Here is a 16,067-nt window from a genome sequence, read left to right as displayed (position 1 = left end):
AGAGGAGAGATATATATGTTGAAAAAAATCACAGTCAATACAGCGATGTTCGGAGGCATTATAGCTTTCGTGAACATATTCACAGCTGTATTCGGATCAAAGAACAGCATAGAGGGTGTTACTGTCTTGGTGTCGATTCTTGTGTTGATGCAGAAGGATCTTTCGAGGAATCCAGTCAGGAACTTGATAAAGCTTGTATCCTTGAATCTAGGACTTGGAGCGGCGGCCCATGTTGCCGGACTTAGCCTATGGTCAGGCTTAGTCATAAACTTCACTGCAATGGCTGGGCTCGGATACTTCTTGAGCTCTGACCTTGAGAAGACAGCGGTAGTTCCTTTTGGTCTTCAGTACCTTTTTATGCTCTATGCTCCTGTAGGAGGAGAGGATCTTGTGAAGCGATTTGCAGGGCTTGCACTTGGAGCTGTTCTAGTTATGCTGGTTCAGATCGCTTTTCGAAAAAAAGAAGGAGCTATTTATTCGGAGAACTCAGAAGGTGAAAATTCAGACAAGGTAAGGTGGGCATATGCAATCAGGATAGGGATTCTAACTGCAATCTCAGCTTTTATAGTGGAATTTTTGAACCTAAGTCAAGGAAGGTGGATTGTGTACTCTGTTTTTGCCATAACGGAGCTTTACTCTGAATGTTGCAGGCAGAGGTCGCTTGAGCGACTTCAGGGCACGGCCATAGGAGCGACAGTTGCACTGCTGCTTTTTACAATTATAGAGAGTGACACGGCCAGAACTTTTATTATGCTGTTTATGGGCTATATGGACATGTACACAAGAAGATACAGAGACAAGATAATCTGCGTAACTGTTTCGGTTCTGGCTTCTGCATCTCTCTCAGGAGATGTAGGATTGGCCTCGATAGAGCGACTTTTCTACGTGGCTATGGGGGTTGGAATGGCACTACTGGCCAATAAATTCATATTTGAGAGTAAATCCTCCGAGTGCGGAAGCGGAGGATTTGAAAGTGTTTCGGTCTAGAGAGCGAAACGATTACTGACAGCGGAAGTAGTGAAATCATCTTTAAAGATGATTTCACTACTTTTTAGGTTCTCCATTTACAAATACACCGTTGTGGAGCACTCTTCCTTTGCAGTCGTAAAGAATACCTTGACCATGTCTCAAGCCTTGTGAAAAGCTACCTTTGTAGACTATACTGTTTGAATTGCCATACTGAATCCCAAATCCATGGAAATTGTCATTCTGGAAATCTCCTGAATAAGCTAAGGACTTATCTGCAAAATAAAGCTTTCCGTTTCCATGAAGCTTGTCGTTTTGGAGTCCACCGGTATAGGCCATAACTCCGCCTGGATAGTAAAGAGTTCCATTTCCATGCATCATATTTTCTTTGAAATCCCCAATGTAAAGAATGTGATTAGATGAGCTCTGACTGTAATACAGCGTTCCGCTGCCATCAGCTATTCCATTTTTAGCCTCACCATCATAAAGGATTGATCCCTGGACGAAGTAAGACCCGACAAAAGGAAATTTGCGATGAAAAATATCAGAAAAAGGCATTTCAACTACATTTCCGTACTTCTCTTCTGTTTTTATTAAAACAGCTTTGACACTTTGATTCCACTCCACACCTGCGCCAAATGTTTCTGAAACAAATCGCACAGGTACCAGCGTTCTGCCGTTTACAGCTGCAACAGACTGATCTAGAAGCTTTGGCTCACCGTTTACCTCAGCTATATCAGAGTTCAAGGTGAGCTTTATGGATATATCTCCTCTTTGAGCTGTGACAGTTTTGTCTTTTTGATTCCAGATAGGTTCAATGCCAAACTTTTCGAATATAGCCCTTACAGGAACTATAGTTCTTCCATTCATAACTACAGGTGGTACATCAGATCGAACTTCTGCACCATTGAAAGTGATCTTTATGCTTTGTTCTGCTGAAGCGAATGAAGAAACTAAAAACAATGAGAATAGAGACAATAAAATAGAGACTCTAAGCTTTTTCATAAAAAAACCTCCCCTTGTATATTTGCTTGGATTTATCTCAATCATACCCTTTAGAAAAAAATACAAACAAAAATGCCGATTTTCACGTTCCTAAGTTTCTAACAAATTGAGATTAAGTCTACAAGTTTAATTTTCTATGCCTCCTAGACATAAATAAGGGTATAATTGAAAAAAAGAGAAATTATACAGGAGAGATGGAAATGAAGAAGATACTTGTTGTAGACGACTCTACACTTATTGTAAATGTGCTAAAGGCCAGCCTTGAGTATTTGGGTTATGCGGTGGAGTCGGCCAGGGATGGAAGAGAGGCTATTGAGAAGCTTGCAGACCACAAGCCTGACATGATGATACTGGATCTTATGCTGCCCAAGATGGGAGGACTGGAGGTCATAAAAAAGATGCATTCGCTTGACTATGAGTACAAAAGAGTTCCGATAATAGCCATGTCTACAAATGACTCAGACGGATACAAGAAAAAGAGCTTGAGTCTGGGCGCAAAAGACTTCATAAAAAAGCCTATAGACCTTCAGGAAGTAGAGGCTAAAATATTGGAGCATATTTAAGGGGGAGTCGGAGCTGTGATTTTAAAAGAATACGTAAAAAACCTTTTCTTCATCATGCTTGCAGTCAATGTCATCATGTTCACTTTTCTGCTTGCAAGAAAGATATTGTATAAGGAAATAGAGCGCAGGAGAAATGAAATAAAACTGGTCTATGAACCAAAAATTCTCAGCTATATAGCTACAGGAGACAGGAGCGGTCTTTCAGGAGATCTGGGATTTCTGGAGAAAAGAGTGTTGAAAGATATGATACTACAGTACAGCAAAGTCCTGAAAAACGGGAAGAAGGACGACCTCATAGCGCTTCTAGACAGGGACAAGATAGTCAGGTCCATAAGAAAAAAACTGGAGAGCAGAGACAAGTGGAAGAGAAAGATAGGTGCATACGAGGCTGGGGAGCTGAATATATCCGAAGTCGCAAGGACGCTTATAGACCTGGTGGACGGAGATGAAAGAGAGCAAGTGTATGTAGCATCCAACGCCCTTTTGAAGGTAGGAGGCCCCTCGTACATATGCAGGGTCTTGAACAGGTGTCTTGACGAGGCGATAATGGAGAAGAGCAATATGATGTACCTTATAGAGACTATAGACGAAGACATAGAGGATATACTGCTCAACTTGATGAGATGGGACAACCTATACTTAAGGACTATAGCCCTCGAGGCCTGTGGCAGAAGGCAGTACAGGGGGATACTGGAGTGGATATTTAAAGGGTTTGAAGACTCGAACAAGGAGATAAGGATATCCTCTCTGAAAGGAGCTTTGAGCTTCAAAGAATTCCCCTATATGGAGCACTTCGAATCGCTCACAAGGCTTGTGGACGATGAAGCCTGGGAAGTCAGGCATTTCCTGGCAAAGAACCTGAAGAAAGTGGACGATCCCAGGGTGATTATCATGCTGAAGTCCCTTATGAAGGACGAAAACTGGTCTGTCAGAAGCAGTTCAGGGCAGTCGCTTCTCCAAAAGGGAGATGTAGGCATAGAGGCTTTAGTGGAGATGCTGGACTCCGAAGACAGGTTTGCAAGGGAGAAGGCCAGGGAGATAGTGCAGCGAGAGATGCTTCAGAACGGGCTTATAGGAACTATCCGCTCGGAGAATCTCGACCTGGCTGTAAGACTTACTGAAAAAATGAATATAACTATTCTAGAGGAGTTTGAAGAATATGAGCAGAACTGAGATTGTACCTTTGATCGTGCTTTGGTTTAACTACCTTATAGTATTCTACATAGGGTTTATAAACATAGTCTATACGCTACTGCTGCTGGGCTCTACAAAGGAGATGTATATATATCACAAGAAGATAAAGTACTGGTCTGACCAAGAGATGATAGACTCAAACTACACTCCGCCTCTATCCATACTCGTTCCTTGCCACAATGAAGAGGACACAATAGTGGACAACGTAAAGGCGCTTATGAACCTGGAGTACAGGGAATATGAGATAGTCATAGTGAACGATGGATCTACTGACAATACACTTAAAGTGCTCAGAGAGAATTTCGATTTCAAGCTGAGCGACATCCCCTACAGAAGGCAGATAGAGACCGAAAGAGTCAAGTCGATATATATATCTACCATATACGACAACATAGTGCTGGTGAACAAAGAGAACGGGGGAAAGGCAGATGCCTTGAACGCAGGTATAAACATATGCAAATACCCTCTTTTCACGGCCATAGACGCGGACTCCATAATAGAGAGGTCTTCACTTATAAAGGTCATAAGGCCGTTTATAGAGGACCCGGAGGTCATAGCTTCAGGAGGGATAGTCAGGCCTATAAACGATTCAGAAGTTGACAACGGATTTCTGCAGAGCATAAGGCTTCCGAAAAGCAGCTTGGCCAGATTCCAGGTTGTAGAATATTTAAGGGCGTTTCTGTTCGGAAGGATAAGCTGGAGCGCCGTGAACTCACTGCTTATAGTGTCTGGTGCTTTCGGTGTTTTTCAGAAGAGAGTCACAATATCTGCTGGAGGGTATACAAAGGACACTATAGGGGAAGACATGGAGCTTGTGACCAAGATCCACAGGATCATGAAGGAGCGAGGGGAGAATTACAAGATAGTCTTCGTTCCAGACCCAGTGTGCTGGACACAGGTTCCAGAGGACATGAAGACTCTGAAGTCCCAGCGCCAGAGATGGCATAAAGGGCTGATAGACACGGTGCTAAACCACAAGAAAATGATATTCAACGCAAACTACGGAACAGTTGGGCTGTTGGGAATGCCATACTACTTACTTATAGAGATAGTTGGTGTCTTAGTTGAGGTCTTCGGATATGCATTCGCCATAATATCCTTTATATACGGCATAGTAGACCTAGAGTTTGCGATAGTGTTTCTAGGTGTTTCAGTTTTGTACGGTATATTCCTCTCGCTGGGAGCGGTTTTCCTGGAGGAGTACAACTTCAAGAAGTACGACAAGATATCGGATTATCTGCTTCTTGTGCTGTACGGAATTCTTGAAAACTTCGGATACAGACAGATTGTGACTGTATGGAGGTTTACAGCCTTTTTCAAGTACAGGAGAAATCACAAGGTATGGGGAGATATGAAGAGAAAGAAATTCACTCAAAGCTAGGAGCTGGTAATTATGGGTAAATGCAAAAATATTTTAATTCTAACACTGGGAGGACTGGCAATTTTTATGCTGGTCTTTCCCTATATTGCTTGGAGAAACTCTGAATCGAAAAGTCTCGAGGTGCAGATAGTGGATAAGACAGTCCCGGACAGCTCTTATCGTGAGCACAGAAGACTAGTCTATGCTCTAAACCACTACAAATATACGAATAGAGATTCGGGAGAGTACAGTCTGGAAGAGGATTACTCTGGCTTCAAGCCGATCGAAAACGAAAAGTATGAAATCATGGATGTGGCCAATAGCCTTGAAGAGAAAAAAGACCTTGTATATATAGCGGATACATACGGGGTGTATGAAGAGGAGTTTTTTAAAGATAGCAAGGCAGGAGAGAGGTCTGAGATAATATACGGTGGGCTCCAGCCTGAAGAGCTTTCTATGGTAAAGCAGCAGGTATACGATTTTCAGACTCCAGTTGTAGCCGAGTTCAACACTTTTGGAAGCCCTACTGAACCGGGTGCGCAGAAAGAGATGGCGAGCCTTCTAGGCGTGAAGTGGACTGGATGGATAGGCAGGTACTTTGAAAGCCTTGACTACAAGAGCAACAACGAGCTGCCAAAGTGGGTTGTTGAAAGCTATGAAAAATCTCAGGGGAAAGAGTGGAGCTTCGACGGACCTGGGTTTGTCCTAGCGAGCAACAAAGACGAGGTATTAGTGCTGGAGGAAGGTGTTCACTTCAAAGGAAAGGGGATAGACCTCAAGTTTACAGAAAGAGGAACAGAATTTTTCGGAATAGACAGGACTATAAGCTACGGGTACTGGTTTGACATAGTCGAGACAGAGACGGCTGAGTCATACGCAGACTACGAGTGGAATCTGACCGAAAAAGGAAAGACAAAGTTAGAAGCAGAGGGCATTCCGCAGAGCTTCCCGGCCATAACAAAGAGAATTGTCAGCAAGGCTCCGCTCTACTACTTTGCTGGGGATTTTGCGGACTCTGACGGGACGGGAAGCTTCTACAAGTACAAATGGTTGAGCGATATAATGGCAAAGCTCCACATATTAGGCAAAAATGGCGAGAGCATTTTTCAGTGGGGAGTTTATTTTCCTGTAATGGAAGCCATATTTGAAGAGGCCCACAGCCTGAAAGGTGCCAAAACATCGGGAGAGAATGCTATATTTGAGGAAGACGGGCTTAAGTATATATCCAAGGTAGAGGAAAAGGACTTTCTCTTGTATGAAGGTGGAAAGTGGAAGAAGAAATTTTTGAAAGGAGTGAACATAGGGGCAGGAAAGCCTGGTCACTTCCCAGGCGACTTGGCTATAACAAAGCAGGAGTATCTGAAGTGGTTCAAGCAGATATCCGATATGAATGCAGATGTGATAAGGGTCTACACTACGCTTAAGCCGGAGTTCTACGACGCGCTGCTTGAGCACAATCTAGGCTCCGAGAAGCCACTTTACCTGATACAGGGTGTGTGGATAAAGGAAGAGGACAAGCTGGAGCTTATGGATGCCTACGGGGACAACGGCAGGATAAAGAAAAGCTTTATAAAGGACTCGAAAGACCTAGTGGACATAATACACGGAGACGCAGTGCTCCCAGAACGACCAGGCTTTGCAAGCGGAGAGTATGTAAGCGATGTGTCGGAGTATGTCATAGGTTGGATTATGGGTATAGAGTGGGACCCTAACTTTGTGGCCGGGACGAACGAAAACAACGGTGACAAGACCTCTTACAGAGGGGAGTACCTGAGCACAGAGGGATCTCCGGCTTTTGAAGTCTTTATGTGTGAATCAGGCGACGAAGTCCTAAAGTACGAAGCTGAGAAATATGGCATGACAAGAGCTATGAGTTTCTCAAACTGGCCAACTACCGATATGTTGGACCATCCAAACGAGCCTTACGAGGAAGAGGACATGGTGGAGTTCAATATGGAGCGCATAAAGACAGGGGAGAGAAACAAGTCAGGGCTTTTTGCATCGTATCACATATATCCTTACTATCCTGAGTTTATGAACTACCAGAAAGACTACAGAAACTTCGAGGACGAAAGCGGCAAGAAGAACGCCTACAAGGCATACCTAAGAGACTTGATAAGCCATCACACAATGCCTGTAATGGTGGCGGAGTTTGGAGTTCCATCTTCAAGAGGAAAAACTCACAACAACCCAGTTATGGGATTTGATCAAGGACAGAATAGCGAAAGTGAGCAGGGAGAGATGATAGCGAGCCTTCTTGGGGATATATACGATGAGGGCTACTGCGGAGCCCTTGTGTTCACATGGCAGGACGAGTGGTTTAAGAGGACTTGGAACACTATGGACTTGAACGTGGCAGACAGGAGGCCTTTCTGGTCCGACATACAGACGAGCGAGCAGAACTTTGGGCTTATGACATTCGAGCCTGGAGATAAAAAGAGCGTATGCTATGTAGACGGGGACAAGAGAGAGTGGACGGAATCTGATGTGCTGACAAAAAACGAAGACATTTCGCTGTCTGTAAAGTCCGATGAAAAATACCTTTATCTTATGGTAGAGTCCGACAAGCTAGACATCGAGAAAGACAGCATATACATCCCTATAGACTCGATACAGAGCCAAGGCAACAGCAAGTACGGTGAAGGTGGCTTGAGTTTCCAGCGTCCGGCCGACTTCCTAGTCTCTATAGACGGGAAAGACAACTCCAGGATATATGTGGATTCATACTATGACTCTCACTACTACATCTACGGAGAGAAGCTTGGAATGATAGCGAAGAATCAGAGCTACAGCGAGAAAGACAGCGGAATTTTCAACAAGGTAAAGCTCTGTCTTTCAAAAGAGATATATCTTCCGGAGGACAAGAGGACGATACCTTTCACTGACTACGAGACAGGAAAGTTAAGATATGGAAACGGAAACCCGGACAGCAAGAGCTACGACTCTCTGGCAGACTTTTCAGCTGGGAAGAACATGGTGGAGATAAGACTGCCGTGGCAGCTTCTGAACGTGATGGACCCTTCCACCAAGACTGTGATGGGGGACTTCTACAAAAAAGATGGTATAGAGCCTGAAAGCCTAGATGGGCTTCATCTTGGAGTTTCTTTGAGTAGAGAAGGTGTAGGCAAAGGCTATGAGGTTCCTATGGACTTTTACACTTGGGACAACTGGGAGGAGCCTTCTTACCACGAACGGCTCAAGCAGTCGTACTATGTATTGAAGGACGCTTTCAAGGATTTAAAATAAGACGGGGGTGATCGGATGAAGCTATTTGGAGTAGGCTGGATAGCCGCGGCTATGGTCTTCTATATGACAAGAGTCGCTATTGCGAGCCCTAGCGGATGGGCGGAGATTGAAGTGAAGCAGGCCATAGAAGCTGGGCTTGTAGCAGACAGTATTTCAGGAATGTACCAAAAGGATATAACGAGGGAGGAGTTTGCAGAGCTTGCAGTAAGCCTCTACAGCGATCTTTCCGACGAAAAGCCTGATTTTTCAGTCGGTTCGCCTTTTCAGGATACGTCTAGCGAAGCAGTAGCTTTGGCAAGCCAGCTCGGCATAGTGCAAGGAGTAGGCGGAGGGCTTTTTAACCCAGAGGGAACGTTGACTAGAGAGCAGCTGGCCACTATGGTACACAGGACTTTGAAAGCGCTGAACCCGGAGCTGGATGAGAGCGGGTACAGTCTGGATTTCAAGGACAGCGGAGAGATATCCAGCTGGGCCAGAGAATCGGTCTCTTTTATGGCCGAAAATGGCCTTGTAAAGGGGACTGACGAAAAGAAATTTATGCCGGAAGCCACTACAACTAGAGAGCAGGCAATAGTTATAGTTTTCAGGACAAGCATAAGTCCTGATATAGAGGACATGGTGCTTCCGGAAATAAGGATAGAGAGTCTCAGCTACGAACGAGAGACATACTACAGAGGGGAAGAGTTCGAAGTCGATGTAGAGATTCTGAACAGAACCGACGAAGAAAAAGAGCTCTGGCTTGGTTGCAGCTTTCTGGATCCCAATGGGAAATGGATAGACATGGAAGCTGTAAGCTTTAAAGCGCCAGCTGGGAAGGTTGTGCAGCCTAGCATACCTGTTGTGGTTGGAGACTGGGTTACAGGCGAGCATGGCGTCCGAGTGGCGCTTTGGGACAAGAATCCAGCCCTGGTGGAGGAAGATCCGGCCAAGCTTGACCAGATCGACTCAGAAGACAGTATTTGGATATACAGGTACAAGGACAGCTTCAAGACGTGGAACGGCGACTTCTGGGCCAAAGACGCAGGAACACTTGGCCGTACTGAGCTAAACCCAGAGAACATATCGATAGGCCCTGACGGACTTATGATAAAGATGCCTGCCAGAAAGCTCGAAGGCGGGGAGATACTGACTAGAAAAAACCAGAGCTTCGGGTCTTATGAAATCCGAATGAAGCTGGCGAACGCTCCATCCTCCATAACAGGGTTTTTCCTCTACAGGGCTCCGGACCTCTACAATGAGATAGACATAGAGGTGTTCAATCGGTCTGACGATTCAGAGCTCTGGCTTACGACATATGAAAATGGGAAGATCAGAAACGAGTACAAGGAGCCCCTGGGCTTCGACCCTACAGCGGGATACCATGACTACAGGATAGACTACTATCAAGACAGGGTGTCATTCTATATAGACGGGAATCATATAGAGACGTGGAAAGATGGCTTTTCAAAGAGACCCATGAAGCTCATGCTGAACTCTTGGTATCCAAATTGGCTTGACGGAAAAACTCCTAAAAGCGACAAATACACTTATGTGGAGTGGATAAAGTACTAAGCAAAATCAATTGTTTTATAACTTAGTTATTAAGCTTGGACATCTAGGGTATCATTTAAAGAAAATAAATCAGAGCAGCTGAAAGGAGACGTTTAGATGAGCAGGCTAAGAATTATAACTAAGGACAGGGCTCAGGCCACAGTCGAAGATATGTACAAGGACATTGAGAGAAGAATTGCATCATCGCCGCCGGGGCTCTGTCCAATCGACCTGTCTATTTCATTTCTCAAGATGGCTCACGCCCAGACTTGCGGGAAATGTGTCCCGTGCCGTGTGGGGCTTGGTCAGCTTATGGAGCTTATGGAGTCGGTACTTGACGGAGAGGCCTCTCTTGAAACCATAGACCTCATAGAGAAGACAGCAAGGGCGATCTACAATTCGTCGGACTGCGCCATAGGATATGAAGCTGCTAGGATGGTTCTCAAAGGGCTTGAAGGGTTCAGAGATGAGTACGTCGAGCATATCCTCAGAGGGCGATGCAATTTTAGCCTGTTCCAGTCAGTTCCATGCGTCAGCCTCTGTCCTGCTGGAGTAGATGTCCCTGGATATATAGCCCTTATAGCAAAGGAGAGATATAAGGACGCCGTGAGGCTTATAAGGAAAGACAATCCCATGCCTCTCGTATGTGGATATGTCTGCGAGCACCCATGCGAGACGAGGTGTAGAAGAAAAATGATAGACGACTCAATAAATATAAGAGGGCTGAAGCGGTATGCTGTGGACAATGCAGGAGAGGTTCCGATTCCGGCCCCAGCGGAATATACAGGAAAGCGGGTTGCGGTAGTCGGCGGAGGGCCAAGCGGACTTTCGGCGGCCTACTTCTTGAGCCTTATGGGGCACAAAGTGGAGATATACGAAAGCAAGAGCAAGTTAGGCGGAATGCTCCGCTACGGAATACCAAGCTACAGGCTGCCTAGGAATCTGCTTCAAGGGGAGATAGACATAATGCTTTCAAATGGAGTGGACATCCACACCGGCGTTACAGTAGGTCATGACATATCTGTGATGGAGCTTAGGGAGAAGTTTGACAGCGTATATATAGCGATAGGAGCCCATATAGACAAGAAGACGGGAATAGAAGGTGAGGACGCGAAAGGAGTCTATTCAGCAGTGGATATACTCCGAAGCATAGGCGACGATATTTACCCTGACTTCGCAGGAAAGAAGGTGCTTGTGCTGGGAGGCGGAAACGTAGCGATAGACGTTGCGAGATCGGCTGTAAGGCTCGGAGCTGAGGAGTCGAGCATAATCTACAGGAGAAGGAAAGACGATATGCCGGCCATGGAGGAGGAAGTTGAAGGGGCAGTGGCGGAGGGCTGCGCTCTTTACGACCTTATAAAGCCTATAAAAATTGAAACAGACGGAGATGAAAATGCAGTCGCACTCTGGGTGCAGCCTCAGATAGTCGGGACGATAGAGTCTGGAAGGCCATGCACCTCGGACGCCAAGGAGAAGCCTATTAGGATTCCGTGCGACATAATAGTCATTGCAATCGGGCAGGGGATTGAGACCAGGGACTTCGAGAAGGAAGGGATTCCTGTGAAGCGAGGGCTTATAGATGCCCTCAGCACAGCAGACGTAAAGGATATTCCAGGGGTGTTTGCCGGAGGCGACTGCATTTCAGGGCCTGCAACTGTCATACAGGCCATAGCGGCCGGTAAAGTCGCTGCAGCCAACATAGACAGCTATCTGGGATTCAACCACGAGATAGAGTCAGGGGTGGTGATTCCCGAGCCTGACCTGTCGGACAGGGTGTCCACAGGTAGGGTGAATATGTCGGGAAGAAATGTGTGCGATAGAATAAAGGACTTCGAACTTGTAGAGGAGCCTATGACGTGCAAGGAAGCCAAGCAGGAGTCAGAAAGGTGCTTGAGATGCGATCACTTTGGATTCGGAGTGTTCAAGGGAGGAAGGGTTGAAAGATGGTAAATATAAATATAGACAAGTACAGTATTGAAGTACCTGAGGGAACTACTATAATGGATGCTGCAAAGAAATGCCATATTTCAATTCCGAAACTCTGCTACATGGAGGGGCTTAACGAAATAGGGGCCTGCAGAGTGTGCGTAGTCGAGATAGAGGGTCGAGAGAGGCTAGTGACTTCCTGCAACAACGTGGTAGAGGAGGGCATGGTGATATACACAAACAGCCCTAAAGTCAGGGAGGCCAGAAAGGTGAACGTAGAGCTGATCCTCTCCCAGCACGACTCCAACTGCGCTACATGTGTCAGAAGTAGAAACTGTCTTCTTCAGACTATTTCAAACGACCTTGGCATAATAGACTTGCCGTACAAGAAGAAGCTTTCAAAGGAGAAGTGGACGGAGGGGTTTCCGCTTGTAAGGGACTACGAAAAGTGCATAAAGTGCATGAGGTGTATACAGGTGTGCGACAAGATACAGGACCTTCACATATGGGACGTGGCCGGGACTGGGTCTAGAACAGATGTGGACGTGTCGGGAAATATAAGGATAGAGGAGTCGAACTGTTCGCTCTGCGGACAGTGCATCACGCACTGCCCTACAGGGGCTCTCAGGGAGAGAGACGACATAGACCAGGTGATGCAGGCTCTTGCAGATCCAGAGAAGACCGTGCTAGTCCAGATAGCTCCGGCCGTGAGAACGTCTTGGGGAGAGTATTTCGGGCTCAAGCGTGAACAGGCGACTGTAAAGAGGCTTGCAGCCGCACTCAGAAGAGTGGGCTTTGACTACATTTTCGACACAAGTTTCACCGCCGACCTGACAATAATGGAAGAGGGAAGCGAATTTATAAAGAGGCTTAAAAACAAAGAAAACGAGAAGTTCCCGATTTTCACTTCATGCTGCCCAGGCTGGATCAGGTTTGTAAAAAGCCAGCACCCTGACATGGTGAAGCAGCTGTCTACAGCCAAGTCGCCCCAGCAGATGTTTGGAGCCATAGCGAAGACGTACTATGCAAAGCTGCTCAACATCGATCCAAGCAAGATATTCTCTGTATCCATAATGCCATGCGTCGCAAAGAAATACGAGGCGGAGGTTCCGGCTGTAAATTCAGCTGGCTCTGGAAGAGACGTGGATGTGGTACTTACGACAAGGGAGGTCGAAAGGCTTATAAGGTCTGAGAACATACAGGTCGAGCATCTTCCTGAGGAGGAGCTGGACACCCCGTTTGGGATTGCATCAGGAGCTGCCGTCATATTCGGGGCTACAGGAGGGGTTATGGAGGCCGCCTTGAGGAGTGCATACTACCTTGTAACAGGTAAGAATCCAGACCCAGACGCGTTCAAGGACGTAAGAGGTATGGACGGATGGAAAGAATCTGTATTCAACATAGACGGAATAGAAATAAAGGTAGCAATAGCCAGCGGACTTGGAAACGCCAGAAAGCTGATTGAAGCCATAAGAAGTGGAGAGGTGGAGTATGACTTTGTGGAGATAATGGCCTGTCCAGGCGGCTGCGCAGGAGGCGGAGGCCAGCCTATATGCGAAGGCCAAGAGCTTGCATGCGAAAGATCAGAGGTACTCTACGGGCTTGACAAGCTAAACGAGATAAGGTTCTCGCACGAGAACCCTTCGATTATAAAGTGCTATGAGGATTACCTTGGAGAGCCGCTTTCAGAGAAGTCGCACGAACTGCTTCATACAGACAAAAGCGAATGGGAGCTGAATCCGAAGTGCTGCGAAAAGAAGGTGGAGAAGCGATGAAAAAGACTGTAATGACGATACTGGTCCTAATGATCGCTGCATTTGCCACAGGATGCTCTGAAAAAGCTTCAGAAAAGCCAGCGGAGCCTGTTGTATTTAAGTTTATGGAAGGTGTCACTGCCATTACGGCAGGGAGTATGATCTCGGAGAAGCCTGAAATGGGAAGAGACGTGGAGTATGAGATCATATCTTCTCCAGACCTTCTAGCATCAAGCATAATACAGGGAGAGGCCGATATGGCCATCGTTCCGACGAACCTGGCCGCACAGGCGAGAGCAAAAGGTGCTGACTATGTGATAGCCGGCACAGCTACATGGGGGAACCTATATATTGTGGGGACCGAGGCTATGGAGTCTCTTGACGGTCTGAAGGGCAAGACGGTGCAGACATTCGGAAAAGGGCTGACTCCGGAACTTGTGCTAAACATGGTCCTTGCAGAAGAGGGGATAGACCCGGAGGTGGATATGGATTTAGAGTATATGAACTCTGCGGCCGAAGTGGCTCCACTCCTTGTATCAGGCAAGACTTCGATTGGTCTGCTTCCGGAGCCTGCCCTGTCATCTGCTCTTGCGAAGAACAAGGACCTGAAAGTTCTGTTCGACATAAACAAGCTGTGGGCGGAGGCCAACAAAGTGGAAAAAGGCTATCCACAGTCATGCCTGGTGGTAAAGAAAGAGCTTGTGGAAGAGGACCCTGAGTTCGTGGAGAAATTTCTTGAAGAGTACAGCAAGAGCATAGAGTGGGCACTGGAGAATCCGGAAGAGCTTGGAACTATATCGGAGGAGCATTCTCTTGGACCAGACAGCGAATCAATTGTAAACGGCATAGGCAGAATGAACATAGGGCAGTTTTCTGTAGGAGAGTCTTTAAGTGAATACAGAGCTTACTACAAATCTGTTATGGATTTTGACCCTGAGTTTATTGGAGGATCGATTCCAGATGAAGAAATATACTATGAAAGATAGGGAACTGAAGGTTCTATCAGTCTTGGGCATGGTTGTGATCTGGAATGTCGTATCTGTTGCAGTGAACAGAGAAGTGCTCGTCCCATCGCCAGTGGCCACGATAAGGAGCCTTTTGGAGATCGCGTCTGAGTCGGGATTCTATATAGCGGTGCTATGCACAGCAGGGAGGAGTGTTGCAGGGGTCATTGCTGCAGCACTTTTCGCTTTTGTCTGTGGTATTCTTTCGAAGTATATCAAGGCATGTCGTATTGCCTTGGGGCTTGCTGTGGACTTTCTTGGTGCTGTCCCCGTCATTGCAGTCATAATCCTCGCCATCATATGGCTTCAGAACTCGCTTGTTCCCGTTTTTGTAGGGCTCCTGGTGTCGTTTCCTGTGCTATACGACAACGTGATGGCTTCCATTGATGGAGTGGACAAGGAGATAGTCGAGATGGCAGAGGTGTACAAAGTCAGAAAGCTGGTTGTGTTCAGGGAGATATACGCTCCATCTATAGCAAGAGGGATTTTCGATATATCCTCCACCACTGTCTCGATTACGCTCAAGATGGTGGTGGCAGGTGAAGTGCTTTCGCAGCCCGAGTTTTCGGTAGGAGCGAATCTTCAAGTGGAGAGGGCATATCTTAACACTCCCGGGGTATTTGCCTGGGTAGTGATTATACTGGCGCTATCCAAATCTCTGAACATGATAGTGGATATGGTTAAACGGAGATTTGACTCTAGGGAATGGATGTGATTGTATGTACAAAATTGAAGACGTATCAAAAAGCTACGGGGACCTGAAGGTCCTGGATAACATCTCTGTGGAATTTGCGGCTGGAAAAACGACTTGCCTTCTGGGTCCTTCAGGGTGTGGCAAGACCACAGTGTTAAAAATTCTCGCAGGTATTGAAGTGGCAGACTCGGGAACAGTAGAAGGCTTCTCTGGGGAAGACATATCGTTTGTGTTTCAGGAGGACAGGCTTATACCGTGGAGGACGGTTGCAGAAAACCTAGAGTTTGTACTGGGTAAGGCAGCGGAAGGGAAAGAAAACGGAATAGACCAGCTTTTAGAAAGAGCAGGTCTGATGAAGTACAGGGAATACTACCCTAAGAAGCTGAGCGGAGGAATCCGAAAGAGGGTAGGAATCCTGAGGGCGCTTATATACTCATCTTCGATTATGCTTATGGATGAGCCGCTCTCCTCTGTGGATGCGGCCAACAAGAAGGTGATGATGGACTTGATAAAAGAAGTTGCGGCTTCTGAGAACAGGACCTGCATATTCGTAACTCACGACATAGATGAGGCTATAGAGATTTCAAATAGAATCGTGATACTGAGCGACAAGCCTGCCAATATAAAAGCAGTTCTAGAAAACAGCTACATAGGGAATCCTAGTGTAGAGGGAATGCTGGAAATGAGGAAAAAGATAGAGGAGCAGATTGTCAGGTAGCTTTAACTTTACTGTAGTCAGGATCAAGGCTGAGTGCTATAATCAGAATGAATGCCGAGTAAAATATACTGATATAATTTGGCATTAAGTCTTAAAAAATCAGGGGG

12 protein-coding genes are annotated in these 16,067 nt (G+C 46.3%); 11 read left to right on the top strand and 1 reads right to left on the bottom strand.

Going from position 1 to position 16,067, the window contains the following annotated elements; all coding sequences use genetic code 11:
* Positions 1 to 15: 15 nt before the first annotated feature.
* Positions 16 to 987 carry an FUSC family protein gene (locus EUAN_RS01125; RefSeq protein WP_071060797.1) on the top strand — a complete coding sequence of 324 codons (972 nt, stop codon included), beginning with the start codon at positions 16 to 18 and terminating at the stop codon, positions 985 to 987.
* Between the two features lie 57 nt (positions 988 to 1,044).
* Here the strand turns inward: EUAN_RS01125 and EUAN_RS01120 are convergent, their stop codons facing one another.
* Complete coding sequence (locus EUAN_RS01120; protein WP_071060795.1) at positions 1,045 to 1,971, bottom strand: stalk domain-containing protein; 927 nt, start codon at positions 1,969 to 1,971, stop codon at positions 1,045 to 1,047.
* Positions 1,972 to 2,171: 200 nt separating this feature from the next.
* On the opposite strand from EUAN_RS01120, the gene EUAN_RS01115 reads away from it, so the two are divergent.
* The 10 genes from EUAN_RS01115 (at position 2,172) to EUAN_RS01070 (ending at position 15,960) form a co-directional block, all read left to right on the top strand.
* Positions 2,172 to 2,534 carry a response regulator transcription factor gene (locus EUAN_RS01115; protein WP_071060793.1) on the top strand — a complete coding sequence of 121 codons (363 nt, stop codon included), beginning with the start codon at positions 2,172 to 2,174 and terminating at the stop codon, positions 2,532 to 2,534.
* Between the two features lie 15 nt (positions 2,535 to 2,549).
* Positions 2,550 to 3,707: a HEAT repeat domain-containing protein gene (locus EUAN_RS01110; RefSeq protein WP_071060791.1), complete on the top strand. Its 1,158-nt coding sequence runs from the start codon at positions 2,550 to 2,552 to the stop codon at positions 3,705 to 3,707.
* A complete protein-coding gene (locus EUAN_RS01105) occupies positions 3,694 to 5,109 on the top strand; it encodes a glycosyltransferase family 2 protein (RefSeq protein ID WP_071060789.1) in 1,416 nt (471 codons plus the stop codon). The genes EUAN_RS01110 and EUAN_RS01105 overlap by 14 nt, the downstream gene beginning before the upstream one ends.
* Before the next feature lie 12 nt (positions 5,110 to 5,121).
* On the top strand, positions 5,122 to 8,334 hold the full coding sequence (locus tag EUAN_RS01100) for a hypothetical protein (protein WP_071060787.1): 3,213 nt from the start codon (positions 5,122 to 5,124) through the stop codon (positions 8,332 to 8,334).
* 15 nt (positions 8,335 to 8,349) lie between these two features.
* The gene (locus EUAN_RS01095) at positions 8,350 to 9,885 is read left to right on the top strand and encodes a family 16 glycosylhydrolase (protein ID WP_071060785.1); all 1,536 of its coding nucleotides are present in this window, start codon (positions 8,350 to 8,352) and stop codon (positions 9,883 to 9,885) included.
* Between the two features lie 96 nt (positions 9,886 to 9,981).
* Complete coding sequence (locus tag EUAN_RS01090; protein ID WP_071060783.1) at positions 9,982 to 11,814, top strand: NAD(P)-binding protein; 1,833 nt, start codon at positions 9,982 to 9,984, stop codon at positions 11,812 to 11,814.
* Positions 11,808 to 13,565, top strand: coding sequence for an NADH-dependent [FeFe] hydrogenase, group A6 (locus EUAN_RS01085; protein ID WP_071060781.1), 1,758 nt, complete (start codon positions 11,808 to 11,810; stop codon positions 13,563 to 13,565). Before EUAN_RS01090 ends, EUAN_RS01085 begins: the two co-directional genes overlap by 7 nt.
* Positions 13,562 to 14,530 carry an ABC transporter substrate-binding protein gene (locus EUAN_RS01080; protein WP_071060779.1) on the top strand — a complete coding sequence of 323 codons (969 nt, stop codon included), beginning with the start codon at positions 13,562 to 13,564 and terminating at the stop codon, positions 14,528 to 14,530. The genes EUAN_RS01085 and EUAN_RS01080 overlap by 4 nt, the downstream gene beginning before the upstream one ends.
* Positions 14,520 to 15,263 carry an ABC transporter permease gene (locus EUAN_RS01075; RefSeq protein WP_169817303.1) on the top strand — a complete coding sequence of 248 codons (744 nt, stop codon included), beginning with the start codon at positions 14,520 to 14,522 and terminating at the stop codon, positions 15,261 to 15,263. The genes EUAN_RS01080 and EUAN_RS01075 overlap by 11 nt, the downstream gene beginning before the upstream one ends.
* Before the next feature lie 4 nt (positions 15,264 to 15,267).
* Complete coding sequence (locus tag EUAN_RS01070; protein WP_071060775.1) at positions 15,268 to 15,960, top strand: ABC transporter ATP-binding protein; 693 nt, start codon at positions 15,268 to 15,270, stop codon at positions 15,958 to 15,960.
* Positions 15,961 to 16,067 lie beyond the last annotated feature (107 nt).

It is taken from the genome of Andreesenia angusta (genome assembly GCF_001855385.1).
Lineage (GTDB): Bacteria > Bacillota > Clostridia > Tissierellales > Gottschalkiaceae > Andreesenia > Andreesenia angusta.
Note: the sequence above shows the minus strand (reverse complement) of the source record. Positions and strands in the feature narration are given on the sequence as shown.

Excerpts from the sequence above, each read along its gene's own strand:
- EUAN_RS01125 (WP_071060797.1), top strand. The coding sequence starts at position 16 with ATGTTGAAAAAAATCACAGTCAATACAGCGATGTTCGGAGGCATTATA.
- EUAN_RS01120 (WP_071060795.1), bottom strand. The coding sequence starts at position 1,971 with ATGAAAAAGCTTAGAGTCTCTATTTTATTGTCTCTATTCTCATTGTTT.
- EUAN_RS01115 (WP_071060793.1), top strand. The coding sequence starts at position 2,172 with ATGAAGAAGATACTTGTTGTAGACGACTCTACACTTATTGTAAATGTG.
- EUAN_RS01105 (WP_071060789.1), top strand. The coding sequence starts at position 3,694 with ATGAGCAGAACTGAGATTGTACCTTTGATCGTGCTTTGGTTTAACTAC.
- EUAN_RS01100 (WP_071060787.1), top strand. The coding sequence starts at position 5,122 with ATGGGTAAATGCAAAAATATTTTAATTCTAACACTGGGAGGACTGGCA.
- EUAN_RS01095 (WP_071060785.1), top strand. The coding sequence starts at position 8,350 with ATGAAGCTATTTGGAGTAGGCTGGATAGCCGCGGCTATGGTCTTCTAT.
- EUAN_RS01090 (WP_071060783.1), top strand. The coding sequence starts at position 9,982 with ATGAGCAGGCTAAGAATTATAACTAAGGACAGGGCTCAGGCCACAGTC.
- EUAN_RS01085 (WP_071060781.1), top strand. The coding sequence starts at position 11,808 with ATGGTAAATATAAATATAGACAAGTACAGTATTGAAGTACCTGAGGGA.
- EUAN_RS01080 (WP_071060779.1), top strand. The coding sequence starts at position 13,562 with ATGAAAAAGACTGTAATGACGATACTGGTCCTAATGATCGCTGCATTT.
- EUAN_RS01075 (WP_169817303.1), top strand. The coding sequence starts at position 14,520 with ATGAAAGATAGGGAACTGAAGGTTCTATCAGTCTTGGGCATGGTTGTG.
- EUAN_RS01070 (WP_071060775.1), top strand. The coding sequence starts at position 15,268 with ATGTACAAAATTGAAGACGTATCAAAAAGCTACGGGGACCTGAAGGTC.